21 protein-coding genes and 1 pseudogene are annotated in these 23,905 nt (G+C 75.0%); 4 read left to right on the top strand and 18 right to left on the bottom strand.

From position 1 onward, the window contains the following. The first annotated feature begins 20 nt into the window (after nucleotides 1–20). Together CPE01_RS11195 and CPE01_RS11190 are read left to right on the top strand one after the other, a co-directional pair. Nucleotides 21–590: a sigma-70 family RNA polymerase sigma factor gene (locus tag CPE01_RS11195; RefSeq protein WP_146806738.1), complete on the top strand. Its 570-nt coding sequence runs from the start codon at nucleotides 21–23 to the stop codon at nucleotides 588–590. Further along, the gene (locus tag CPE01_RS11190) at nucleotides 587–1,972 is read left to right on the top strand and encodes a hypothetical protein (RefSeq protein WP_146806736.1); all 1,386 of its coding nucleotides are present in this window, start codon (nucleotides 587–589) and stop codon (nucleotides 1,970–1,972) included. The genes CPE01_RS11195 and CPE01_RS11190 overlap by 4 nt, the downstream gene beginning before the upstream one ends. A 75-nt stretch (nucleotides 1,973–2,047) precedes the next feature. Here CPE01_RS11190 and nadC read toward each other — a convergent pair whose 3' ends face one another. From nadC to folP, 10 genes and pseudogenes are all read right to left on the bottom strand, one after another. Then, nucleotides 2,048–2,980, bottom strand: coding sequence for a carboxylating nicotinate-nucleotide diphosphorylase (nadC, locus tag CPE01_RS11185; RefSeq protein WP_146806735.1), 933 nt, complete (start codon nucleotides 2,978–2,980; stop codon nucleotides 2,048–2,050). 8 nt (nucleotides 2,981–2,988) lie between these two features. Then, a complete protein-coding gene (locus tag CPE01_RS11180; protein WP_186811515.1) occupies nucleotides 2,989–4,716 on the bottom strand; it encodes an L-aspartate oxidase in 1,728 nt (575 codons plus the stop codon). A 203-nt stretch (nucleotides 4,717–4,919) separates the two neighbouring features. After that, nucleotides 4,920–5,375, bottom strand: a pseudogene (gene panD / locus CPE01_RS11175) (aspartate 1-decarboxylase); the annotation flags it as partial. Continuing rightward, nucleotides 5,372–6,262, bottom strand: coding sequence for a pantoate--beta-alanine ligase (panC, locus tag CPE01_RS11170; RefSeq protein WP_146806733.1), 891 nt, complete (start codon nucleotides 6,260–6,262; stop codon nucleotides 5,372–5,374). The pseudogene panD and the gene panC, both read right to left, overlap by 4 nt. After that, nucleotides 6,259–7,413: a Rossmann-like and DUF2520 domain-containing protein gene (locus CPE01_RS11165; protein ID WP_146806731.1), complete on the bottom strand. Its 1,155-nt coding sequence runs from the start codon at nucleotides 7,411–7,413 to the stop codon at nucleotides 6,259–6,261. Before CPE01_RS11165 ends, panC begins: the two co-directional genes overlap by 4 nt. Further along, nucleotides 7,410–8,966, bottom strand: a complete 1,557-nt coding sequence (locus CPE01_RS11160) for a PH domain-containing protein (RefSeq protein WP_146806729.1) — start codon at nucleotides 8,964–8,966, stop codon at nucleotides 7,410–7,412. The genes CPE01_RS11165 and CPE01_RS11160 overlap by 4 nt, the downstream gene beginning before the upstream one ends. Further along, nucleotides 8,963–9,442 carry a PH domain-containing protein gene (locus CPE01_RS11155; protein ID WP_146806881.1) on the bottom strand — a complete coding sequence of 160 codons (480 nt, stop codon included), beginning with the start codon at nucleotides 9,440–9,442 and terminating at the stop codon, nucleotides 8,963–8,965. Before CPE01_RS11155 ends, CPE01_RS11160 begins: the two co-directional genes overlap by 4 nt. A 186-nt stretch (nucleotides 9,443–9,628) precedes the next feature. After that, a complete protein-coding gene (locus tag CPE01_RS11150; RefSeq protein ID WP_146806727.1) occupies nucleotides 9,629–10,117 on the bottom strand; it encodes a DUF3180 domain-containing protein in 489 nt (162 codons plus the stop codon). Next, the gene (gene folK / locus CPE01_RS11145; protein WP_146806725.1) at nucleotides 10,117–11,757 is read right to left on the bottom strand and encodes a 2-amino-4-hydroxy-6-hydroxymethyldihydropteridine diphosphokinase; all 1,641 of its coding nucleotides are present in this window, start codon (nucleotides 11,755–11,757) and stop codon (nucleotides 10,117–10,119) included. The genes CPE01_RS11150 and folK overlap by 1 nt, the downstream gene beginning before the upstream one ends. Beyond that, nucleotides 11,754–12,746, bottom strand: a complete 993-nt coding sequence (folP, locus tag CPE01_RS11140) for a dihydropteroate synthase (protein ID WP_443092628.1) — start codon at nucleotides 12,744–12,746, stop codon at nucleotides 11,754–11,756. Before folP ends, folK begins: the two co-directional genes overlap by 4 nt. 172 nt (nucleotides 12,747–12,918) lie before the next feature. Here folP and CPE01_RS11135 point away from each other — a divergent pair, with 172 nt between their 5' ends. Further along, a complete protein-coding gene (locus CPE01_RS11135; protein ID WP_146806724.1) occupies nucleotides 12,919–13,290 on the top strand; it encodes a VOC family protein in 372 nt (123 codons plus the stop codon). A gap of 123 nt (nucleotides 13,291–13,413) precedes the next feature. Here CPE01_RS11135 and CPE01_RS11130 read toward each other — a convergent pair whose 3' ends face one another. From CPE01_RS11130 to dacB, 7 genes are all read right to left on the bottom strand, one after another. Beyond that, nucleotides 13,414–13,998 (bottom strand): 1-acyl-sn-glycerol-3-phosphate acyltransferase, encoded by a 585-nt coding sequence (locus CPE01_RS11130; RefSeq protein WP_146806722.1) that lies wholly within the window; start codon nucleotides 13,996–13,998, stop codon nucleotides 13,414–13,416. A 16-nt stretch (nucleotides 13,999–14,014) separates the two neighbouring features. Next, on the bottom strand, nucleotides 14,015–14,617 hold the full coding sequence (folE, locus tag CPE01_RS11125; RefSeq protein ID WP_146806720.1) for a GTP cyclohydrolase I FolE: 603 nt from the start codon (nucleotides 14,615–14,617) through the stop codon (nucleotides 14,015–14,017). Further along, nucleotides 14,617–16,650, bottom strand: coding sequence for an ATP-dependent zinc metalloprotease FtsH (gene ftsH / locus CPE01_RS11120; RefSeq protein ID WP_146806718.1), 2,034 nt, complete (start codon nucleotides 16,648–16,650; stop codon nucleotides 14,617–14,619). The genes folE and ftsH overlap by 1 nt, the downstream gene beginning before the upstream one ends. Nucleotides 16,651–16,801: 151 nt before the next feature. Further along, entirely contained in the window at nucleotides 16,802–17,356 is a 555-nt protein-coding gene (gene hpt, locus CPE01_RS11115; protein ID WP_186811512.1) for a hypoxanthine phosphoribosyltransferase, read from the bottom strand. Nucleotides 17,357–17,367: 11 nt separating this feature from the next. Continuing rightward, nucleotides 17,368–18,591 (bottom strand): tRNA lysidine(34) synthetase TilS, encoded by a 1,224-nt coding sequence (tilS, locus tag CPE01_RS11110; RefSeq protein ID WP_146806714.1) that lies wholly within the window; start codon nucleotides 18,589–18,591, stop codon nucleotides 17,368–17,370. Nucleotide 18,592: 1 nt separating this feature from the next. Further along, a complete protein-coding gene (locus tag CPE01_RS11105; RefSeq protein ID WP_146806713.1) occupies nucleotides 18,593–19,705 on the bottom strand; it encodes an Rv3626c family coenzyme F420 biosynthesis-associated protein in 1,113 nt (370 codons plus the stop codon). Between the two features lie 233 nt (nucleotides 19,706–19,938). Further along, nucleotides 19,939–21,363: a D-alanyl-D-alanine carboxypeptidase/D-alanyl-D-alanine endopeptidase gene (dacB, locus tag CPE01_RS11100; RefSeq protein WP_146806711.1), complete on the bottom strand. Its 1,425-nt coding sequence runs from the start codon at nucleotides 21,361–21,363 to the stop codon at nucleotides 19,939–19,941. 159 nt (nucleotides 21,364–21,522) lie between these two features. Between dacB and CPE01_RS11095 the strand changes: the two genes are divergently transcribed. Beyond that, on the top strand, nucleotides 21,523–22,017 hold the full coding sequence (locus CPE01_RS11095) for an inorganic diphosphatase (protein ID WP_146806709.1): 495 nt from the start codon (nucleotides 21,523–21,525) through the stop codon (nucleotides 22,015–22,017). A 92-nt stretch (nucleotides 22,018–22,109) separates the two neighbouring features. Here the strand turns inward: CPE01_RS11095 and CPE01_RS11090 are convergent, their stop codons facing one another. Continuing rightward, nucleotides 22,110–23,534, bottom strand: a complete 1,425-nt coding sequence (locus CPE01_RS11090; RefSeq protein WP_146806708.1) for a C40 family peptidase — start codon at nucleotides 23,532–23,534, stop codon at nucleotides 22,110–22,112. Nucleotides 23,535–23,905 lie beyond the last annotated feature (371 nt).

Below are 23,905 nucleotides of genomic sequence, written 5' to 3'. Positions count from 1 at the left end.
GACGACCGAGGGGAACCGCCGTGGCACGACCATGGGAACAGCTCCTGGACCAGGTGGCGCGCGAACGCTGGCCGCGCCTGGTCGCCCACGCCGCGCTCGTCGCCGGCTCGACGAGCGAGGCGCCGGACCTCGTGCAGGAAGCGCTCATCGCGACGTTCCGCGGACGCGCCCGCTTCACGACCGTCGAGCAGGCCGAGGCGTACGTGCGCCGCGCGATCGCGTCGCGCGCGGTCGACGAGGCCCGCCGGCGCCGCCGCGAGCGCCTCGTCGCGCTGCGTGCCGCCGCTCAGCCGTCACCGCCGGACACCGTCGAACCGCCGGGCCCCGGACGCGACGTGGTCCGCGCGCTCGCCCTGCTGTCCCCCCGCGAGCGGGCGTGCGTGGTCCTGCGGCAGATGGAGGACCTGTCGATCGCCGAGACCGCGATGGTGCTCACCCTGTCCGAGGGCTCCGTCAAGCGGTACACCGCCGACGGCCTGAGCAAGCTCGCCGAGATCCTCGGCACGCATCCCCACACCGAGACGGACGACGAGCGCGTCCCCGTCCGCCCTGCACCCACCCCGCGCATCATCCCCGGAGGCGCACGATGAACCTCGACCAGCTCCTGACCGGCGCCCGCGACGAGATCGCGCAGGCGACCGCCCCCATCGACGACCGCACCCTGACGCGCGTGCGCGGCACCGTCCGCCGCGCCCGCATCCAGCGGCACACGTTCGAGTCCGTGGGCGCCGCCGCGTGCGCCGGTGTGCTCGGCCTCGGCGCGTGGGCGCTCTCGTCGCCGGACGGCGACCCCGTGGACCCCGCGACGCGCAGCAGCACCCCCGAGCCGTCGTCCGCCCCGACGACCGAGCCCACGACCGCTCCGACATCCGCGCCGACCACCGCCGTCGACGACGGCCCCGTGGCGCGCGCCGCCGAGGTCGACGACGCGACCGTGCTCGCCCGGCTGTCCGCACCGCGCACCGGCGAGCGCTGGTTCGACGAGGCCCTCGACGCGAGTGACGCGCTCGACGCGCTGTTCACCCCGGCCGAGCTCGCGAACGGCCCCGAGTACCACCTGTACCTCGTCGGCGACCGGGAGGCGTCCGCGATCTACGCGCTCGCGTTCCCGCCCGTGAACGACGACGTCGTGCAGTGGGGCAGCCGCGTCGAGCTCTACGAGATCGACGAGGACGGCCCGCGCGCGATCCTGTGCCCGAGCGCCCGCACCGGTGACGCGTGCGCGAAGGACTTCTCGTCGTCGAAGGCGGTCGCCGACGACGACACGTTCTACGACACGCTCACCCTGCCCGCGAGCATCGAGGTCGGCGACGGCTGGGCGCTGTCCACCGAGACGGTGCGCGGCGACGTCACGCGCGTCGCAGGCCTGCCCGCCAGCTTGGCCGACGCGAACGAGAAGCTCGAGGAGCTCACGAGCCTCGGCTCGCTGACCGTCGTGCGCCGCGAGCTGCCGAGCAGCGTCGACGGCTTGCGCTCCTACGGGTACGCGGTGCTCACGCCGTTCGGCACGATCCTTCCGATCGCCGACGCCGACGTCCCGGGCCTGGACTACCTGGGCATCACCTGGGACGACGGCGTGGACCGCAGCACGCAGGTCGCCGACGGCGACTGGGCCCGGTACGCGCAGGCCGCGGGCGCGGGCACCTGCACCACCGCGCAGTTCTCGGTCGAGAGCACGCACATCCCCGCGCAGTGGCGCACGGCGGGGGTCACGGCCGACGGCCGCGACGTCGTCGTCCCCGTGAGCGGCAGCCCGCTCGCCACGGCCGTGCACGCGTGGCAGCTGGAGCACTCCGGCACGATCGACACCGACACCGGCCAGACGCTCACCGGGCTCGACGCGGGCTACCGGTACGCGACGGTCGGCGAGTTCCTCGACGCGCAGTCGCTGTACGGCGTCGAGGGTCCCGACGGCGAGTGGCACCTGCACCTGCGCCCCGAGGCGACGAACGTCGTCTGGGAGTGCGCCTGAGCGATGACGAGGGGCGCGGCCGGGACTCCCGGACGCGCCCCTCGTGCTCGCTCCTCCGGCGTCCGGACCCGGCCGTCAGGCGCGCAGGTCGAGGGCCAGGTCGAGGATCGGGGACGAGTGGGTCAGGCCGCCGACGGAGAGGTAGTCGACGCCCGTGCCCGCGACCTCGGCGGCACGGTCCAGGGTGAGGTTGCCGGTGGCCTCGAGCTCCGCACCCGGGGCGGCCACCCGCACCGCGGCGACGACGTCCGCCAGCACCGGGGTGGGCATGTTGTCGAGCAGCAGGAAGTCGGCGCCCGCGGCGACCGCCTCGAGCGCCTGGTCGCGCGTGTCGGCCTCGACCTGGATCGCGACGTCCGGGAACCGGGTGCGCACAGCCTCGATCGCGGCCGTGACCGAGCCCGCCGCGGCGACGTGGTTGTCCTTGACCATGGCGACGTCGTACAGGCCCATGCGCTTGTTGGTGCCGCCGCCGCAGCGCACCGCGTACTTCTCGAGCGCGCGCAGGCCGGGCGTGGTCTTGCGGGTGTCGAGCACGCGCGCCCCGGTGCCGGCCAGGGCGTCGGCCCAGCGGCGGGTGTGGGTCGCGACGCCCGACGCGCGGGACGCGAGGTTGAGCAGCGTGCGCTCGGCGACGAGCAGGAGCTGCACCGGGCCGGTGAGCTCGGCGAGCACGTCACCGCGGGCCACGCGGGTCCCGTCGGGCACGCGCACGACGAGCGTCGCGGGGGCCAGTCCGAGGCGTTCGGCCACCTGTCGCAGCACCACCGGGACGACGACGAGCCCCGCGACGACGCCGTCGGCGCGCGCGACCAGGTCGGCGGTGCCGGTCGTCGTCGGGGCGATCGTCGCCTGCGACGTGACGTCGCGGCCCGGCGCCGTGCCCAGGTCCTCGTCGAGCGCCGTCGCGACGAGACGCTCGATCGCGGCCTCGTCGGGACCCGGGTCGCCGGGCAGCACGCCCGGACGGTCGGCGGGCGCGCTCGTGGCGCTCGTCGTGTGCGTCATCGTCGTCCTCAGTCGATCGGGGTGCGGGACAGCTCGAGGCGACCGTCGTGGCCCAGCCGCGCGTTCAGGCGCACGCGCCACCGCTCGTCGGTCGCGGGGAAGTCCGCACGTGCGTGGCCGCCGCGGCTCTCCTCGCGCGCGAGCGCGGTGGCGGTCAGGACGCTCGCGACCTGGTGCACGTTCGTCGTCTCCCACTCCGCGACCTGCGGGGCGGCGAGCAGACGACCGTCGTCGTGCCGCTGGTGCGCGTCCGTGGGCACGGCGGCCAGGCCGACCGCGGCTCGGCGCAGGCCGTCGGCGGAGCGCAGCACGCCCGGGCCGTCGGTCGCGAGCCGCTGCACCCGCGAGCGCGACGCGGCCGCGACCAGCGCCTCGTCGCCCGCACGCACCACGGGCTCCTGCTGGTGCAACGCGCCCGCCGCGACCTGCTCGGTGACGTGCTTCGCCGCGCGGTGCGCGAACACCAGGCCCTCGAGCAGCGAGTTCGACGCGAGGCGGTTCGCCCCGTGCACGCCCGTGCACGCGACCTCGCCCGCGGCGTACAGGCCGCGCAACGACGAACGCCCGACGAGGTCCGTGACGACGCCGCCCGAGTGGTAGTGCTGCGCCGGCGCGACGGGGACCAGGTCGTTCGTCAGGTCGATGCCGTGCTCGAGCAGGCGTTCGTGGATCGTCGGGAACCGCTTGCGCAGGAAGTCCGCGCCCAGGTGGCGCGCGTCGAGCCACACGTGGTCCGAGCCCGTCGCGGCCATCTGCCGCACGATCGCGTGCGCGACCACGTCGCGCGGGGCGAGCTCGGCCATCGGGTGCACGTCCGGCATGAACCGCACGCCGTCGGTGTCGAGCAGCAGGGCGCCCTCACCGCGCACGGCCTCCGAGACCAGCGTGAGCTGGCCCTTCACACCCGAGCCCAGCCACAGCACCGTGGGGTGGAACTGCACGAACTCGACGTCGCCGAGCGCCGCCCCCGCGCGCAGCGCCGCCGCGATGCCGTCACCCGTGGCCTGCGGCGGGTTCGTCGACGAGCGGAACACCTGGCCGATGCCGCCGGTCGCGAAGATCACGGCCTTGCCGAGCGCGGCACCGACGCCGTCGCGCTGACCCTCGCCGATCACGTGCAGCGTCACGCCGCACGCCGCCCCCGGGCGGCCGTCGGCGTCCGGCGGGCCGGTGAGCACGTCCAGCACGAGCGCGTGCTCGATGACCTCGATGCCGGGGTCGTCGCGCACCGCCTCGATCTGCGCGACGAGCGCCCGCGAGATCTCCGCACCCGTCGCGTCGCCGCCCGCGTGCGCGATCCGGTCCGCGTGGTGCCCGCCCTCACGCGTGAGCGAGATCTGGCCGTCGGGCGCCGTGTCGAACACCGCGCCGCGGCCGACGAGCTCGCGCACGCGCGCCGGGCCCTCGGTCACCAGCACCTCGACCGCGCGCGGGTCGCACAGCCCGGCACCCGCGACGAGGGTGTCGGACAGGTGCGCGGCGGGCGAGTCCTCCGGGTCGAGCGCCGCGGCGATCCCGCCCTGCGCCCACACCGTCGAGCCCGAGCCGAGCAGGTCCTTCGTCACGAGCAGCACACGCGGCACGCGCGTGCGCAGCTCGAGCGCGGCGGTCAGGCCGGCGATGCCGGAGCCGACGACGATCGCGTCGACCTGGACCGTCCAGCCGGCGGGCGGCGCGGCGAGACGGGTCGCGAGCCGCGGCAGGACGTCGTCCGTGGCCGGGTCCGACGAGGGCAGGCTCGTCGCGGCGGCGTCGGCCGCCGGGGCCGTCGTGGTCACCGGGCGGCGCCGTGCGTGACGGAGCCCTGCTCGTCTCCGGCGTCGGCACCGGCGTCCACGTCGGCAGGTGCGTGGGTGCCGTGCGGGCCGTGCGTGTGCGGCTCCCGGACGCCGCACCCCGCGTGCGTGTGCGGCGCGGCCCGGTCCACCGCGTGCGGGTGGTCGACGAGCTCGCGACCCGCCGCGAACGGCACACCGCTCGGCAGCAGGCCCGCAGCCTGCGTCCACTCGTCCGGCACCTGGCCGGGGTCGTCGGACAGGTCGACGATCCGGTTGTCGGAGTCGACCAGCACCACGTGCGGCTCGTACGTGCGCGCCTCGGCGTCCGACATCAGCCCGTACGCGATGAGGATCACGACGTCGCCCGGGTGCACCAGGTGCGCCGCGGCGCCGTTGATGCAGATCTGCCCCGACCCCGCCTCGCCCGCGATCGCGTACGTGGTCAGGCGCGAGCCGTTGGTCACGTCGACGATGTCGACCTGCTGACCGGGCAGCAGGTCCGCCGCCGCGAGCAGGTCCGCGTCCACGGTCACCGACCCGACGTAGTGCAGGTCCGCCTGCGTCACCGTCGCCCGGTGGATCTTGCCGGTCATCATCGTGCGCATCAGCGTGGTCATGCCTCGCCTCCCAGCGTCACGCTCGTGTTGTCGATCAGGCGCGTCGTGCCGATGCGGGCGGCGAGCGCGAGCACCGCCTCCCCCACGTGGTCGTCGGGCACCGGGGTGAAGTCGTCGGGGTCGACGAGGGCGACGTAGTCGACGTCCTCGTCCGCCAGCGCGGCGTGCGCCGCGGCGAGCACCGCGGCGGGTCCGTCGGACGCCGCGGCCGCACCGGCGCGCAGCGCACGCGACAGGCCGAGCGCACGACGACGCTCGTCGGGATCCAGGTACGCGTTGCGGCTCGACAGCGCCACGCCGTCGTCGTCGCGCACCAGCGGGACACCCACGACCTCGACGGGCACGTCCAGGTCGCGCACCATGCGCCGCACCGCGACGAGCTGCTGCGCGTCCTTGCGGCCGAACAGCGCGACGTCCGGTCGCGTCAGGTGCATCAGCTTGAGGACGACGGTCAGGACGCCGTCGAAGTGACCAGGGCGGACCGCGCCCTCGTACGTCTCGCCCAGCGCGCCCGCACTCACGCGCACGAGCGGGTCGCCGTCGGGGTAGACGACGTCGGGCGCGGGGGCGAACACCACGTCTCCGGGGCCGAGCAGGCCGGGCCCGGACAGCAGCTCGAGGTCGCGGGCGAGGTCGCGCGGGTAGCGCGACAGGTCCTCGCCCGCCCCGAACTGCAGCGGGTTGACGAAGATCGTCACGACGACCTGGTCCGCGAGCTCACGCGCGTGCCGCACGAGGGACAGGTGCCCCGCGTGCAGCGCGCCCATCGTCATCACGACCGCGCGCGCGTGCCTCGTCCGGGGCACCCCCGGGCTCGCCGCGGCGAGTGCGGAGTCGAGCTCCGCACGCGTGCGGGCGAGCGTCGGGGTTCCGACGGCGGTGGTCATGCGTCCTCCTGCGGGCCTGGCGGCCCGTCCTGCGGGTCGTCGTGGTGCTCGTCGTGATCGTCGTGCTGGGCACCCGCGTCGCCCGCGTCACCGGCCGGGGACGCGGGATCCACGTGCTGCTGCTCTGACTGCAACGATCCACCATCAGGATCGATGCCCGCGACCTGCGGGGACTGTGACGTGCGAGACGCGAGCGCGTCCAGGACCCGCGCCGCGGCGTCCTGCGGGAGCAGGCCGGCCGCGAGCGCCCGCGCCTCCGCCGCGCGGGCGAGCGTCCGGTACGACAGCGGGACGTCGGGGGCGCCCTCGCGCGCCGCGAACGCGTCGAGGGCCGCGAGGTGCTCGACGACCGTCCCCGCGTCACCGCGGCGCACCGGCCCGGTCAGCGCGGCGACCGCACCGCTCCCCCGCGCCTCGCGCCCGCCCGGCTCGCCGGGCGACTCCGCGCGGAGCGCACCGTCGAGCGCGGCCTCGAGCAGCGGGGTCAGCATGCGGCCCGGGTCGTCGACGCCCGCCGCCGCGAGCGCCTGCGCGGCCTGCGCGACCAGCACGACGAGGTGGTTCGCACCGTGCGCGAGCGCCGCGTGGTACAGCCCGCGCGCGTCCTCCTCCAGCACGGTCGGCTCGCCGCCGATCTCGACGACGAGCGCCTGCCCGATGGGGAGCACCGCCGCCGGGGCCGTCACCGCGAACGGGCAGCCGATCAGCCGCGCGAGGTCGAGCGACGTGCCCGTGAACGTCATCGCGGGGTGCAGCGCGAGCGGGATCGCGCCCGCCGCGCGCGCGGGGGTCAGCACGTCCGTGCCGAAGCGACCCGACGTGTGCATGACGATCTGGCCCATCTGCCACGCGCCGGTCTCCGCGAGGCCCCGCACCAGGTCCGCGAGCGCGTCGTCCGGCACGGCGAGCACCACGAGCTCCGCACGCCGCACGACCTCCGGGACGTCCAGCACGGGCACGCCCGGCAGCAGCGCCTCGGCGCGGTCACGCGACTCCTGGGACACCGCGCTCACGCCGACCACCGGGTGCCCCGCGGCGCGCAGCGCGTTGCCCAGCACCGCACCGACGCGTCCCGCCCCGACGACCCCGACGCCGAGCCGTCCCGGCCGCCGCTCGGGTGCGCCGGCGGCGCCCGCCGGCCCGAGGCTCACGACCGCTCTCGCATCCACTGCTCGGCACGCGCGGTCGCGCGCGCGGTCCGTGCCCGCTCCGCCTGCTCGTCGAGCAGCGCCGCCGCGACCCGGCCGTCCAGGTGGTCGACGCGCGGCGCGACCGGGCCGGGCGTCGAGTGCACGACGAAGCTCGCCAGCCCCAGGCGGCGCTGCAGCGGACCCTGCTCCATCCCGAGCGACTGCGTGCGCTCGTGCGGCACGACCGCGACCTGCCGGATCAGCCGCCCCGAGCGGATGACCAGCGCGGTCCGCGTGACCCGCACGCCGTGGCGCCGCCAGCTGACCGGGTCGACCCAGCGCGCACGGCGCGGGGCGGGCGTGAAGCCCCCCTCGTCGTCGACGCCCGACAGCGCGGCGTCGACCAGTGCACGCGGCTCCGGCACGCCCAGGTCCGGCAGCACGAGCCACAGCGCGGTCGCGGCCTCGTCGCGCGTCGCGACCGGGTGCAGCACCGTCGCGCGGCTCGCGTCCTCGCCCTGGCCGTAGCCCGCGACGTTGATGTCGACCTTCCACCAGTCCTTGCGGCGCCACCACAGCGGCTGCGTGAGCTGCACCGCCTGCACGCGGCCCGGCGGCACGGTCTGCGCGCGCTGCTCGGTCAGGCCGTGCCGCAGTCGGATGCCGTCGGGCGACAGGGCCGCGCGGAAGCTCGCCCCCGCGTTGACCCGGCCCCACAGCGCACCGCCGAAACCGACGAACGCGGGGAACAGCACCGCGAGCGCCCCGAGGTCCCGGGACACGGCCGCGGCGACGACCGCACCGATGACGAGCACGACGAGCCCGACGACCGTGGCGGACCGCAGCGTGGCCGCCAGCAGGCGCGGCATGGGCAGGGAGTAGACCTCCTGCTCGGGCGCCTCCTCGAACGCGGGGATCGACGACGCGGGCGGGACCGGGACGGGCGAGGCGGCGCTCGTCGAGCCCGTCGCATCCGGCGTGCCGACGTCGGCCGGCGCGTGCGCCGTCGGGTCGACGGGCGTCGAGACCGTGCCCGGCGCGTGCGCGGCCGGTGCCGTGGCGGCCGTGGGCCGGCGCAGCCCCGCCGCGAGCGCGAGCAGCTCGCTGCGCAGCGCCTGCGCGTCCGGCTCGCGCAGGTACGCGAGCTGCACGCCCGACCCGCTTCCGCCGGCCACCTCGAGCCGCAGCTCGGCCAGCCCCACGAGCCGAGCGACGAGCGGCTGGACCACGTCCACCGCCTGCAGCCGGTCCAGCCGCGCCTGCCGCTGCGTGCGGAACAGCACGCCGCTGTGCAGGTGCACGGCCTCGTCGGTCACCGCGAACCGCATGTGCCGCCACGCGATCGCCGCGTAGCCCCACCCGACGAGCGCGACGAGCAGCACGATCCCCAGCGCGATCAGCCAGCCGGGACCGCCGAGCAGGTCCGCGGCCGAGCGCACGTCGTCGGCCGCCTGGTACCCGACGATCACGACGACCGCGACCACCGACTTCCAGCCCTTGAGCGCGGGCGTGACCGGGTGGACGCGACGCCAGGCCTCGTCGGGAACGTGCTCGTCGTGGACGGAGGCGTTCACAGGCCCGCCAGCCGTGCCTCACCGCGCGACGCGAGCCGGTCCCGCAGGCGCGCCGCCTCCGCGGGCGGCAGGCCGTCGATCGACGCGGTCGTCGCGGGCGACGCCGTGTGCAGCTGCACGGACGCGATGCCGAACCGCCGCGCGAACGGCCCCGCGCTCACGTCCACGTACTGCATGCGGCCGTACGGCACGACGACGAGCGAGCGGAACAGGATGCCGCGGCGCACCAGCAGGTCGTCGGCACGCTCGGCGTACGCCATCGCGCGCACCTGGCGTGGGACGAGCACCGCACCCCAGAGCGCGAGCAGCACGACGACGCCCGTCGGCACCCACAGCCACGAGGCGCCCGTCGCGAGCGCGAGCGCCGCGAGCACCAGCACGAGCGGGCCGAAGACGAGCGCGATCGTCGTCAGGCGCGCCGCGGCCAGACGCGGCGACACCGCGGTCCACGTCACGCCCGCCGGCTCGAACGGCAGGCTCGCGTTCGTCGTCGCAGCGGTGGTGCCCGCGCTGGATGCCGGGTCCGGCTCGGGCGGGCGCGCGGTCGTCGGTTCGGTGCTCACACCGTCATCCTTCCATCGTCGTCGCCGGCACCCGGCGTCGCGAGGTCGTCGTCACGACGCGCGACCGGGTGCGCGAGCGCGTGGGTTCCGCCCCGCACGTCACCCGGCGCTGGGCTGCGGCGACGCCTTGGCCTCGGCCGTCTCGTCGTCCTGCGGCGGCGGGACGCGGCAGAACCACTCGACGACGAGCCCGACGACCGCCAGCACCACCGCGCCGGTCGTCGCGATCCCCGCCGCGACCGCGCGGCCCCCGTTGCCGTGCGTCGCCAGGTCCATCACGAGCACGATCGTCTGCCCGCCGTACCACCCCGCGAGCAGCGCCCCCGTGTAGCAGGACGCCTTGGCGAGCACCGCGGTCCGCGCCGCGCGGATCGGGTCGAGGTCCGGGCGCTTGCCGCGCAGGAACTGCCGGACCGCCCACCCCATGACGAACACGATCGCCGCGATCATCACCTCGACCGCGGCCACGAGCCACGGCACCTGCGGCGGCAGCCCGCCGCGACCGGCGAGGGCCGAGAAGCCCAGCCACGTCAGGGCCGCGACCCCGGTCGCGACGAGCGCGAGAGTCTGCCAGCGCGTGCGCTGCATCAGGCCTCCGGCGCCGCCGGTGGTGCCTGCGCGTCGTTCTCCGCGGGCTCCTCCCACTGCGCGGCGGGCACCGGCGCAGTCAGCCAGTCGAGCGCGAGCCAGCGCAGGCCCTCCCGGTCGGGTGCCGTCGCCGCGAGCGCCGCGACCGGCCCGCCGCCGAGCCCCGGCAGGACCGCGGCCGGGTCGACCTGCGCCCACGGCTGCAGCACGAACGCACGCTCGTGCGCGCGCGGGTGGGGCAGCTCGAGGTCGTCGGTCACCGCCAGCACCGAGCCGTACACGACGATGTCCACGTCGAGCGTGCGCGGGCCCCAGTGCTCGGTCCGCTCGCGGCCGTGCCGCTGCTCGACCGCCTGCGTCGCGCGCAGAAGGTCACGCGGCGACAGCGTGGTACGCACCAGCACGACCGCGTTGAGGAAGTCCGGCTGCTCGGGCCCGCCCACCGGCGCGGTGCGCGCGAGCGGGGACACGTCGATCACGTCGATGCCCGGCGTGCGGTCGAGGTCGCCGACCGCCGTGCGCAGGGTCTCCTGCGCGTTGCCGAGGTTCGCCCCGAGCGCCAGCACCGCACCGACCGGGCCGTCGGGCACCTCGTCGAGCCGGTCCGTGACGATCTCGCCCTCGACCACGCCGTCGTCGGCGCCGTCGACGTCCCCTGCGTCGTGCCCACCGTCGAGCGGCACGGGGGCGACCACCTGGGTCGCGTCGCCGGGCCCGAACGGCATGACCTGCGTCGCGTCGGGCTCGAACGGGATCGACGAGACCACCTGCGTCGCGTCGGGCTCGAACGGCGCCACCACCTGCGTCGCGTCACCGGACGGGAACGGCAGCGACGAGCCGACCTGCTCGTCGGCCGGGTGCACCTGCACGTCACCGCCCAGGGGTCCGCGCGTGACGACGTCACCCGGCGGCGGCAGCGGGACGAGCGGCGGTGCGACGGCGGCCGCACCGAGCGGGCCGACCGCGGCGGCCGCGGCCGGGTCGACGAGCGGCGCGGGGATCGGGGTCGCGCCGAACCCGGCGGCGGCCGGAGCCCCGGCGGGAGCGCCGGGCGGTGCCGCGGGCGGCTCGGCGTGCAGCGGAGCGGGCGCCGGCGCGGGCTCAGCGGCGGCCGGCGAGCCCTGGCCGGCCGGCGCCGCAGCCACCTCGACCGTGCCGATCGGCAGCGCAGCGGTGCGCGGCGGCGGACCCGCGGGCGCGGGCGCGCGCGTCACCGGCTCCGGCCGGTGCGGCTCGGCCGCGGGGAGCTTCGAGCGGTCGCGGCGGATCTCGACGACCACGTCGCCGAACGGCACCGTGATGGGCGCCTGCGGCTTGTGGACGGACACGTCGACGGCCGTGACCGCGCCGTCCGCGAGGACCGTCGCGGCGATGCGCTCCGCGACCGTCTCGATCAGGTCCGCCGGCGGACCCTCGATCACCGCGACCACCTGCTGCGCGAGCGTGCCGTAGTCGAGCGTGTGCGCCAGGTCGTCGCGCGCCGCGGCCCGGCGCGTGTCGAGGTGGACGACGACGTCCACGACGAACGTCTGCCCCTCGCGACGCTCGTGCTCGAACACCCCGTGGTAGCCCGTCGCGCTGATGCCGACGAGGCGGATCTGGTCCAGGCGGTGACCCTGGGCGTCGGTCACGTCGCTCACGCGTCCTCCTGTCGTGCGCCGCTCGGCGTCGTGCTCGGGTCGGTCAGGTCGTGCGCGGGCCTCGGACCGGTCGTCGGGCTCGTCGTCGGGCTCGAGGTCGGCGCGGTCGTCGGCTGGGTCCCGTGCTCGCGGCTGCCACCTTGCCATGCCGCGGCCACGCGCACGGCGTCCGCGGACGCCGCGACCTCGTGCACGCGCACGCACCACGCCCCCGCCGCTGCGGCGAGCGCGCTGATCGCCGCGGTCGCGTCGTCGCGGCGCAACGGCGGTGCGGGCGTCCCGTCCGGGCCCGCGAGCAGGTGCCCGAGGAAGCGCTTGCGGCTCGCACCGACCAGCACCGGGTAGCCGTCCGCGACGAGCTCCGGGAGGCGTGCCAGCAGCGGCCAGTTGCTCGCCCCCGACTTCGCGAACCCCAGCCCGGGGTCGAGCACCACCTGCTCGTCGCGCACACCCGCGGCCCGCAGCGCCTCGACGCGCTGCGCGAGCTCGCGGCGCACGTCCGTCACGACGTCGTCGTACCGGTCCAGGTCGTCCATGACGTCCGCGTGGCCCCGCCAGTGCATCGCGACGTACGCGACGCCCGTCCGCGCGACGACGTCGTACATCGCGTCGTCGGCCAGGCCGCCCGAGACGTCGTTCACGACGAGCGCCCCCGCGTCGACCGCCGCGCTCGCGACCTGCGCACGCGTGGTGTCCACGCTGACGACCGCGCCGCGCCGCACGAGCTCGGTGATGACCGGCAGCACACGCGCGCGCTCCTCGTCGACCGGCACGCGCCGCGCACCCGGCCGCGTGGACTCGCCACCGACGTCGAGCAGGTCGGCCCCCTGCTCGAGCAGCGTCAGCCCGTGCGCGACCGCGGCCGCCGGCGTGTACCAGCGACCGCCGTCCGAGAACGAGTCCGGCGTCACGTTGACGACACCCATGACGAGCGCACGACCAGCGCCGCGCAGCTCGTCAGGCAGCCCGACCGGTCCCTCGAACCTCACGCGCAGAGCCTATGCGCCACCCCGCCCCGGCCTCACGCCCATCCCCGCCCTCGCCGCGGGGACCTGGTGGGTGGGCGGGTGTCGGAGGGCGGTCGTACGGTGCTGGTGTCCGCTTCGACCGGTGTGCGGCCGGACGGACCGACCACCCGGATCGACGAGGACGGAGCACGCCATGCCGCACGGAGACATCACCCACATCGACATCCCGGTGTCCGACAACGACGCCGCGATCCGCTTCTACGGGACGCTGTTCGGCTGGCAGATCGCCGAGATGCCCGGCTTCGAGGGCTACCCCATGTGGCAGGCGCCCAACAAGATCAGCGGAGGCGGCCTCGCGCCGCGCAGCGAGGGCTTCACGCAGCCGCGCAGCTACGTCGAGGTCGACTCGATCGACGACACGATCGCGCAAGCCGTCGAGCTCGGCGCGACCGTCCAGCTGCCGAAGTCGCCGATCACGGAGACGAGCTGGTGGGCCGTCGTGCGGGACCCGGACGGCAACGACATCGGTCTCTACCAGGGCGACCCCACCGAGAACCCCGCCTGACGACCTGCCCCCGGGCCCGGCGGCGGTCGCGCTAGACGAGCAGGCCGATCCCCAGGGTCGCGACGACGGCCAGACAGGCGACGATCGAGATCGTCACGAGCATCGCCCGGGAACGCATGAACCTCATCGGGCGCCCTCCTCGGTCTCGGCCGCGAGCCGCGGCTCGGTGCGGTGCTCGGGGTGCAGGCCGGCCTTGTCGGCGTAGAACGCGCGGATCACGTCCATGTCCGCGCGGACGTCGCCGGTGAGGTCGATCGTCGGGCCGAGGCCCGTGGTCATCGTCGTGCGGTCGACGTAGCCGAGCGTCACCGACCAGCCCGTCTCGCGCGCGATCCGGTAGAAGCCCGACTTCCAGCCGGACCCCGTGCGCGAGCCCTCGGGCGTGACGACGAGGTAGAACCGCTCGCCGTCGCGGACGCGGGCCACGAGCTCGTCGACGAGCCCCGCGGGGTTGCGGCGGTCGACGGGGATGCCGCCGAGCCCGCGCATGATCGGGCCGGCGAGTCCCCTGAACAGCGTGTGCTTGCCGAGCCACCGGAACGGCAGCTCCTGCTCCCACGCGATCCCGAGCATGAAGACGAAGTCCCAGTTGGACGTGTGCGGGGCACCGATGAGGATGCCCGCACCGTCGCGCGACGGGCGCTCGGTGACCAGCCGCCACCGGCTGACCTTCCAGAACGCGCGGGCCGCCGTCCGACGAACGCTCACTCCTGGCTCCTCGGGCTCAGCGGGCCTGGATGAGGCTCATCGCCTCGGCGCGCGTCGCCGCGTTGCGCATCTGCCCGCGCACGGCCGACGTCACGGTCCGCGAGCCGGGCTTGCGCACACCGCGCATGGACATGCACAGGTGCTCGCACTCGACCACGACGATCACGCCGCGCGGCGTGAGCTGCTCGACGAGCGCGTCGGCCACCTGCGACGTGAGCCGCTCCTGGACCTGCGGCCGGCGCGCGAACACGTCGACGAGCCGGGCGAGCTTCGACAGACCGGTGATGCGGCCGTCCTCGCCGGGGATGTACCCGACGTGCGCGACGCCGTGGAACGGCACGAGGTGGTGCTCGCACGTGGAGTACACCTCGATGTCCTTGACCAGCACCATCTCCTCGTGGCCGAGGTCGAAGGTCGTGGTCAGGACGTCCTGCGGCGACATGCGCAGGCCGGCGAAGATCTCGCGGTACGCACGGGCGACCCGCGCCGGGGTGTCGAGCAGGCCCTCGCGCTCCGGGTCCTCGCCGACCGCGAGCAGGAACTCGCGGATCGCGGCCTCGGCGCGCTCCTGGTCGTACTCGCCGATGACGCCCGTGGGCTCGGAGATCGGGTCGACCATCAGCTCACCTCGGGCGTCTGCGACGGCGGCAGCTCGACGGCCTCCACCGGCGGGCGCTCGTGGTTCGCGGCGACGGCCTCGTCCTCGGGGACGACGGCGTGGCCGTTCTGCGCGGCGATCTCGGCGGGCGTCTGGATCGGCGGGCGGTCGGAGACGGCGCGCTGGTCGCTCGAGAGCCACACCTGTCGCGGCGGGCGCTTCACGACGGGCGCGAAGATCTCCTCGAGCTGCTTGGCGTTCAGCGTCTCCTTCTCGAGCAGCTCCAGCACGAGGGCGTCGAGCACGTCCCGGTACTCGACCAGGATCTCCCACGCCTCGTCGTGCGCCCGCTCGATGAGCCCGCGCACCTCGGCGTCGATCCGGCCCGCCACCTCCTCGGAGTAGTCGCGCTGGTGGCCCATGTCGCGGCCGAGGAAGACCTCGCCCGAGTCCTGGCCCAGGCGGATCGCGCCGATCGAGCTGCTCATGCCGAACTGCGTCACCATCCGGCGCGCGGTCGCGGTGGCCTTCTCGATGTCGTTGCCCGCGCCCGTCGTCGGGTCGTGGAAGACGAGCTCCTCGGCGACGCGGCCGCCCATCGCGTACGCGAGCTGGTCGAGCAGCTCGTTGCGCGTGACGGAGTACTTGTCCTCGACGGGCATGACCATCGTGTAGCCGAGCGCACGGCCACGGGGCAGGATCGTCACCTTCGTGACGGGGTCCGTGTAGCGCAGGGCCGCGGCGACGAGCGCGTGACCGCCCTCGTGGTACGCGGTGAGCTTCTGCTCCTTGACGTTCATGACGCGCGTGCGCTTCTGCGGCCCGGCCACGACGCGGTCGATCGCCTCGTCGAGCGCGTGGTCGTCGATGATCTGCGCGTTCTGCCGCGCGGTGAGCAGCGCGGCCTCGTTGAGCACGTTCGCCAGGTCGGCACCGGTGAACCCGGGCGTCCGGCGAGCCACCGCGGTGAGGTCCACGGCGGGCGCCATCGGCTTGCCCTGCGCGTGCACCTGCAGGATCTTCTCGCGACCCTTGAGGTCGGGCGGCTCGACCGCGACCTGCCGGTCGAAGCGACCCGGCCGCAGCAGCGCGGGGTCGAGGATGTCGGGGCGGTTCGTCGCCGCGATGAGGATGACGTTCGTCTTGACGTCGAAACCGTCCATCTCGACGAGCATCTGGTTGAGCGTCTGCTCACGCTCGTCGTGACCGCCGCCCAGGCCGGCGCCCCGGTGGCGACCGACGGCGTCGATCTCGTCGACGAAGATGATCGCGGGCGAGTTCTCCTTGGCCTGCTGGAACAGGTCGCGCACGCGGCTCGCGCCGACACCCACGAACATCTCGACGAAGTCCGAGCCGGAGATCGAGTAGAACGGCACGCCGGCCTCACCCGCGACGGCGCGGGCCAGCAGCGTCTTGCCGGTCCCGGGCGGGCCGTACAGCAGCACGCCCTTGGGGATCTTGGCGCCGACCGCCTGGAACTTGGCGGGCTCGGACAGGAACTCCTTGATCTCCGTGAGCTCCTCGACCGCCTCGTCGACGCCCGCGACGTCCGCGAACGTGACCTGCGGCGACTCCTTCGAGACCAGCTTGGCGCGCGACTTGCCGAAGCTCATGACCCGCGAGCCGCCGCCCTGCATGTTGGCCATGAGGAACCAGAAGATGCCCAGGATGATGATGAACGGCAGCACGAGCGACAGCAGGCTGCTCCACCAGGACGTCTGCGGGTTCTCGGACGTGAAGCCCTTGTCCAGGTCGGCGTTCTGCACCGCCTCGACGACCGTCTCGCCCTGAGGTGCGACGTACTGGAACTGCACGCGCTTGCCGAAGTCGTCGTCGCCCTTGACGAAGTTCTTCTCGAGCGTGAGCTGCACGCGCTGCACACCGTCGGTGATCTTCGCGGACTCGACGGTGTCACCCGCGAGCAGCGCGAGGCCGTCGGACGTGTCGATCGACTTGACGCTGGGCTGGGCCAGCGTGCTCACGCCGATCCAGAGCAGCACGACGGCCAGCACGATCCACAGCAGCGGACCGCGGGCGAGGCGCTTGACGTTCATAGGCGTTCGGGGCTCGGCCCCTCATCCTCCTGCTCGAGCGGGCTGATCGGTCGAACGTACACGTTCCGTCTGGCGTTCCCGGGCGCTGTTCGCGCAGGGCACAGCCCTCCGTCGGTCGCGTGGTGCGCCGCCGGCGGGCCGGTGCGGCGCGTCAGGCGCCGTACACGTGGGGGGCGAGCGTGCCGACGAACGGCAGGTTGCGGTACTTCTCGGCGTAGTCGAGCCCGTAGCCGACGACGAACTCCGACGGGATGTCGAAGCCGATGTACCGGACGTCGACCTCGACCTTGGCCGCGTCGGGCTTGCGCAGCATCGTCGCGATCTCGACGCTCGCGGGGCCGCGGCTGCGCAGGTTCGACACGAGCCACGACAGCGTCAGCCCGGAGTCGATGATGTCCTCGACGATCAGGACGTGCCGGCCGCTGAGGTCGGTGTCGAGGTCCTTGAGGATCCGCACGACGCCCGACGACTTGGTGCCGGACCCGTACGACGAGACCGCCATCCAGTCCATCTGCACGGGCGAGTGCAGCCGGCGCGCGAGGTCCGCCATCACCATGACGGCGCCCTTGAGCACGCCGACGAGCAGGAGGTCCTTGCCCGCGTAGTCCGCGTCGATCTGTGCCGCGATCTCGTCGAGCCTGCCGTGGAGCTGCTCTTGCGTGAGCAGGACCTTCTCGAGGTCGGCTCCCATGTCCGCAGGGTCCACTGCTGCTCCTGTCAGGTGCGGTGCTGGTCCGCCGGACGGGTCGTCCGGGTCGGCGTCGGTGGGCTGTCGGGCCCGACGACAAGCGTGCCACAGCGACGACGTGCGACCACCCGCCCCGGCAGCTGGACGGGCCCCTGGCCGTGCCAGTCGGTGAGCAGCGCGTCGACGGCGAGCACGTGGACGCGGTGCACGGACCCGTCGGGCGCGCCCGCGGCGACGATCGCGGCGCGCACGGCCCGCCGCCGCACGGCGTCGCCCGCGCCGCACAGCACCCCGACGTCGAGCACCACACCCGCCCCGCCGTCGCCATCGCCGTCGCCGTCGCCGTCGCCGTGAGCGTCACCGGGTTCGTCGTTCGCGCTCTGCTTCGTCGCTCCGGACCGACGAAGCGGTGTCGGAGCGACGAAGCGGCCGGCACCGGGGATGCGGGGGTCGACGACGAGGGCGGTCGCCGCGGCGTCGACCGTCCGGCTGTCCGGGGCGCCGGTGACGACGGCCGAGGTGAGGAGGGCCGCGGCCGCCGCGTCGAGGGCGTCGGCGTCCTCGCGGAGCTGCGTCGCGGAGCGGGCCAGCGCCTGCGCGACGCCCGGGCCGAGCTCGCGCTCCAGCACCGGGAGCACGTGCGCGCGCACCCGGCTGCGCAGCGGGTCGCCGGGCTGGCCGGCGTTCGTCGGGTCGTGCCACGGCTCGAGGCCGAGCACCGCGCAGACCGCGAGCGTGTCCTGCCGCCGGATGCCGAGCAGCGGCCGTCGCAGCCGGCCCCGCACGGGCGCCATGCCCGCGAGCGACCGGGCGCCCGACCCGCGTGAGAGCCCCAGCAGGACGGTCTCGGCCTGGTCGTCGAGGGTGTGCCCGAGCAGCACGGCAGCCGCGCCGGACTCGTCGGCCGCCTGCTCGAGCGCGGCGTACCGCGCGGCCCGCGCCGCGGCCTCGGGTCCACCCGTCCCGGTCACCTGCACGGGCACGACGAGCACGGGGTCGAGCCCGAGCGCGCGGCACTGCTCCGCGGCCCGCGCCGCGACCTCCGCCGAGCCCGGCACGAGCCCGTGGTCGACGACGACCGCCCCGACCCGCCGCCCCGAGCGGGGCACCGCGAACGCCGCACCCGCGGCCAGCGCGAGCGAGTCCGGCCCGCCCGAGCACGCGACCAGGACGAGCGCGTCGTCGGGCAGGTCCGCGAGCGCGTCGGTGACCGCGCACCGCACACCGGCGACGCGGGGGTCCGGCCCGCTCACGTCAGCCGTGCACCCGGCGCACCCACGCGCTCGGGTCGGCGATCTCGGCGGCGCTCGGCAGGTTCTCGCTCGCCGCCCAGACCGCGTTGAGCCCGTTCACGCCGACGCGCGAGCGCACCGCGCGCACGAACACCGCACCCTCGCGGTACTGCGCGAGCTTCGCGTCCATGCCGAGCAGGCGGCGCACGACGCCCGCCGGGCCGCGCGCACGGGCGCCCTTGTCCCGCCGGTCCTCGAACTTGCGCCGGATCTCGCGGACGCTCGGCACCACGCTGCGCCCGACGGCGTCCATCGCGACGTCGGCGTGCCCTTCGAGCAGCGCCATGACCGCGCCGACCTCGTCGACGAGCCCGCGCTGCTCGGTCGTCAGCACGTCGAGGATGCTGCTCTCGTCGTCGGTCAGCACCTTGCCGACCGTCGAGACCATGCGGCCGAACGTCTCCTCGCCCTGCCCGGTGAGCTCACCGAGCAGCTGGGTGAACCGGGTCCGCAGGTGCGTCGACAGCCACGGCGCGGCCGCGAACTGCAGCGCGTGCGTCTGCTCGTGCAGCGACACCCAGAGCCGGAAGTCCGCGGGCTCGAGCGTCAGCTGACGCTCGAGGTGCAGCACGTTGGGGGCGACGAGGAGCAGCCGACCTTCGCCGGGCGCGTCCGGGCCGGCACCCGCGGGCGGGGTGAACGGGTCGAACTGCCCGAGCACCTTGCCCGCGAGCAGCGCGAGCGCGGCGCCGAGCTGCGCGCCGGCGGCGAGCCGTCCGGCGGGGCTGGTGCGCGCGGGCGTGGCGTCGCCGGCGTCGGCGTCGGCGTCAGGCTGCCCGTGCGCGTCCGCGCCGGCGGGCGGCGCGCTCATGGTCGCGAACATCTGCACGTTCGCGCGGGTCCAGCCCGCACGGTCGACGACGAGCACGCGCGACACCTCGGCAGGCTCGCGGCCGTCGGCGGGCGTCAGGCGGGTCACGCGCGCCGCGTGCTCGGCGGCCGGGCCGGCGGCCTCACGCAGCGCGCCGACGAGGTCCTCGAGCTCGGCCCGCGACGCTGTGGGCCCGGGCCGGGCGGCGCGCGCAGCGACGCGCCGGGCGGTGTCCCAGTCGACCGGCCCCGTCGTCGCGTTCATGCGGCTCACGGTAACCCGCGCCCCTCGTCGTCCCGCCCCCGTTCGCCCACAGCGTCGAACCCACCCACCACGCCCTCGTCGTCGCCAACGCGCGGCCCGCACCGTGGCGCGAGCTCGGCAGTGCGGCGCGAGATCGGCAGTCCGGATGCACGAGCTCGCGCGCAGGTGCCGAGCTCGACGAGACCCACGCAGGCCAGCCGCCGCGGGTGGGGAGGTCGTCAGGGTGGGGTGGGTCAGCTCGTGCAGCTGCACGCGTGCAGGTTGGTCACGAACTCGTCGATGGCCTGGCGCGGGCCGAACGGGCCGGTCTCCTTCTCGTGCTTGACCAGCACGACGAACACGAGCTGGCGACCGTTGTCGTCGACGAGCGTCCCCGCGAGGCCCTTCACCCCCGACAGGCTGCCGGTCTTGGCCCGGACGAGCCCACGCGCGTCGGACGTCAGGTACCGGTCGCCGAGCGTGCCGGTGAGCCCGCCGATCGGCATGCCCGCGGCGATCGAGCGCAGCTCGGGGTGCTCGGGGTCGACGACGAGCTCGACGAGGTCGAGCAGCGTCGCGGGCGTGAGCTGCGAGCCCTCGGCGAGACCCGAGGCGTCGGCGAGCACCGCGTCCTTGGTGTCGACGCCGAGCCGGGTCACGGCACGCAGCACGGCCTGCGTGCCGCCCTCGAAGCTCGCGGGCAGCTGCTGGTCGAGCGCGACGACCCGCGAGACGACCTCGGTGATCGTGTTGTCGGAGTCCTCGAGGAAGAAGTGCACGAGCTCGGGCAGCGGGGCCGACGAGACGGTCGCCAGGACGGTCGCCCCGGCGGGCGCCGTGCCGCGCGACGGGTCGCCGGTGACCTGGATGCCCGCCTCGGCGAGGCGCTGCGCGAAGACCTTGGCCGCCGCGATCGTCGGGTCGGGGTACCGCGGCGGGTACGGCACCCCGTCCTTGGTCGCGGCGATCTTGACCGCGAGCGCGGTGACGGGTGCGACGTAGCCCAGGTTCAGGTCGCCCTCGTCCCAGCCGGGGCTGGTGCGCGGGCCGGTGAACAGGGTGTCGTCGACGCGCAGCGTGACCTTCGTGAGGCCGACGAGCCGCAGCTGCTTGGCCGCCGCGCGCGCGAGGTCGCCCAGGCCCGCGCGGCCGTTGACGACCGCGGCGTCGCCCGCGTCGGGCGCGAGCATCATGTCGCCGCCGCCGACGAGCACCACCTCGTCGCCGGAGCCGCGCACGACGCTCGTCGTGAGCGTGGTCGAGCTGTCGAGCGTGCCGAGGGCCGCGACGGCGGTGACGAGCTTCGCGGTCGACGCGGGCTCGCGCGGCGTGGTGGACCTGCGCTCGGCGATGACCTCGCCGGTGAGCTGGTCGGCGACGACCACGCCCGTGGCGCCGTTCTCGCCGAGCCGCGAGTCGCTCGCGAGCTTGTCGACGAGCGTCGCGACGGGGTCGGTCGCGGGCTCGGGTGCCTCGGCGTCGAGCTCGCCGAGCGCGGGGGTGACCTCGGGGGCGTCGACCGCACCGGGCGCGCTCGGGAACGGCGCGGCCTCGGGCGGGACCGGGTCGAGCGTCACGAAGCCGGGCACGACGTCGTAGGCGTCGGCCGCGACGTAGCCCCCCAGCCCCAGGACCAGGACGAGTGCCGTCACGCCGACGACACGTGCGCCTGTGGCCATCGTCACGCTCCGCTCGGGGACCCGATGGGACGGTCGGCCCACCGGTGCGTCAGAATATGTCGACAAGACGGTCCGCCCGAACCTGCGGCGCGCCGGTCACCGAACCACGCCGCCCGGACACGCGACCGACCCGCGACCTGGCGAGCGGACAGGAGTGCTGTGGAGTTCGACGTCACGATCGAGATCCCCAAGGGTCAGCGCAACAAGTACGAGGTGGATCACGCAACGGGGCGGATCCGGCTCGACCGCATGCTCTTCACGTCGACGCGGTACCCCGACGACTACGGCTTCATCGAGGGCACGCTCGGCGAGGACGGGGACCCGCTCGACGCGCTCGTGCTGCTCGAGGAGCCCACGTTCCCGGGCTGCCTGATCCGCTGCCGCGCGCTCGGCATGTTCCGCATGCGTGACGAGGCGGGCGGTGACGACAAGGTGCTGTGCGTCCCGACGGGCGACCAGCGCGCCGCGTGGCGGCAGGACATCGACGACGTGTCCGACTTCCACCGGCTCGAGATCCAGCACTTCTTCGAGGTCTACAAGGACCTCGAGCCCGGCAAGTCGGTCGAGGGTGCCCACTGGGTGGGTCGCGCCGAGGCGGAGGCCGAGATCCAGCGTTCGCGTCAGCGCGCGATCGACGCCGGCTACGAGCACTGACGCCCGGCTGCACCGACGCACCTCTCGCACGTACGACGAAGGCCCGGCCCCGATGAGGGGGCCGGGCCTTCGTCGTCGGTGGACGACGCGCGTCAGGGGCGACCGGCGTACGGCATGGAGCCGGCCCAGCGCATCGCGGTGATGCGCACGGTCAGGCCGGGCCGGGGCGCCTCGATGATCTGCCCGCCGCCGATGTACATCGCGACGTGGTAGATCGAGTTCGGGTCGTTGGCGTTGGTGCCCCAGAACACGAGGTCACCGGGCCGCATGTCGGCGTACCTGACCTTGAGGACCTGCTTGTACTGGTCGCGCGACGTGCGGTTGAGCGCGACGCCCGCGCTGCGCCACGACGTCATGGTCAGGCCGGAGCAGTCGTAGCCGGGGCCGGTGCCGCCCCACACGTACGGGGCGCCGAGCCGCGTCTTGGCGACCGCGACGGCGTTCTGGCCCATCGCCGCCGAGCCGCGTGACGTGCCCGTCCCGAGGCCGTACTGCGACGGCGGGGTCGTCGGCTTCGGGGCCGGTGGCGGGGTCGTCGGGGTCGCCGGCGGGGGCGTCGTCGGCGTGGCCGGCGGCGGGGTCGTCGGCGTGGCCGGCGGCGGCGTGGTCGGGGTCGCGGGCGGCGGGGTCGTCGGGTCCGGGTCGGGCGTCGCCGGGGGCGTCGTCGGCGGGGCGGCCGGCGGCTGCGTGGGCGTCGTCGGCGGCGCGGGCTGCTGCTCCTGCTCGCGCTTGCGCCGCGCCTCCTCCTCCTCGCGCTTGCGCCGCTCCTCGTCGATCGCGGCCTGGCGCTGACGCTCGACGTCGACGCTCGTGGCACGGGCGGCGGCGAGCTGGGCGAGCAGGGTCTCGCGCTCGGCCTCGCCCGCGGCCTGGGCGGCGGCGGCATCGTCTGCCGTGGTCTGCGCGGCGTCCAGGAGCTTCTCCGCCTGGGCCTGCGCGGCGCTCGCGTCGGCGGCGGCCTCGGTCGCGGCGCCCGCGAGCGTGCTCGCGACGAGCGTGGCCGCCTGGTAGGCCTGGACCGCCTCGTCGGTCTTGCGCGTGAACTGGTCCATCTGGCTGGTCCGACGAGCGACGTCCTCGAACCCGTCGGCGGACAGCAGCGCCTCGACGAGGTCGGCGGAGCCGCCCGAGCGGGCGACCTGGCGGGCGATCGCGACGAGCTCGCGGCGCGCCTTCTCGGCGTCGGCGGCGGCCTCGTCGGAACGGTCCTGCGCAGTGGTGGCGGCGTCCTGCGCGGTCTGCGCGTCGGACATCGCCTGCGTGTACGCCTCGCCCGCCTGCTGGACCTCGAGCTCGGCGGCGTCGGCCTCGGCGCTGAGCTGCGCGAGGCGGATCTCCATCTCGGCGACGGACCGCTCGGCCTGGCCGACGGCCTGCTGTGCGCGGCGGACGTCGTCGTCGGAGGGGGCACCGGGGTCGGCGACCGCTCCCGGTGTGCTGAGCAGCAGGATGCCGACGGTGGCCGCGGCGAGCGCGCTCGCGCCCCGCGTCCGTCGTCCGGCTCGTCGTTCGCCCACTCGTCGTGCCCCTCACGTGCTGCTGTGCGTGCCTTGCTGCGGGCCGTCGGTGGCCCTGCGGCCGACCCCGTGCCGTCGGTGCTCGCGGACGCACCTCGGCGGCGAGGAGGGCCGCGCTCTGCGGACGCTACCGGCGCGAGCCCCAGAAGTGAACACCAGTCACAACAGTCCCACCTTTCACAGCAGTCACATTCCGGACGAACCGGATGGACGAGACAGCGCGTGCTCAACATGTGGGACACCCATTCCACGTTGCGGTACGAGCGCCTTACGCTCCCCGACATGCCCTGCCGTCGAATGTGTCGCTGACGCGCACGTTCGGCCTGCCCGCCGACTGCTCGACGTCGATCCGGCGAGCACCGACGAAGGTC

Origin of the sequence: Cellulomonas persica, from assembly GCF_007989825.1 — a bacterium.
In the GTDB taxonomy this organism is placed as follows: Bacteria; Actinomycetota; Actinomycetes; order Actinomycetales; family Cellulomonadaceae; genus Cellulomonas; species Cellulomonas persica.
This window is presented reverse-complemented; position numbering and strand designations above follow the sequence as displayed.

Excerpts from the sequence above, each read along its gene's own strand:
- CPE01_RS11190 (WP_146806736.1), top strand. The coding sequence starts at position 587 with ATGAACCTCGACCAGCTCCTGACCGGCGCCCGCGACGAGATCGCGCAG.
- nadC (WP_146806735.1), bottom strand. The coding sequence starts at position 2,980 with ATGACGCACACGACGAGCGCCACGAGCGCGCCCGCCGACCGTCCGGGC.
- panC (WP_146806733.1), bottom strand. The coding sequence starts at position 6,262 with ATGACCACCGCCGTCGGAACCCCGACGCTCGCCCGCACGCGTGCGGAG.
- CPE01_RS11150 (WP_146806727.1), bottom strand. The coding sequence starts at position 10,117 with ATGCAGCGCACGCGCTGGCAGACTCTCGCGCTCGTCGCGACCGGGGTC.
- CPE01_RS11135 (WP_146806724.1), top strand. The coding sequence starts at position 12,919 with ATGCCGCACGGAGACATCACCCACATCGACATCCCGGTGTCCGACAAC.
- folE (WP_146806720.1), bottom strand. The coding sequence starts at position 14,617 with ATGGTCGACCCGATCTCCGAGCCCACGGGCGTCATCGGCGAGTACGAC.
- ftsH (WP_146806718.1), bottom strand. The coding sequence starts at position 16,650 with ATGAACGTCAAGCGCCTCGCCCGCGGTCCGCTGCTGTGGATCGTGCTG.
- CPE01_RS11105 (WP_146806713.1), bottom strand. The coding sequence starts at position 19,705 with ATGAACGCGACGACGGGGCCGGTCGACTGGGACACCGCCCGGCGCGTC.
- dacB (WP_146806711.1), bottom strand. The coding sequence starts at position 21,363 with ATGGCCACAGGCGCACGTGTCGTCGGCGTGACGGCACTCGTCCTGGTC.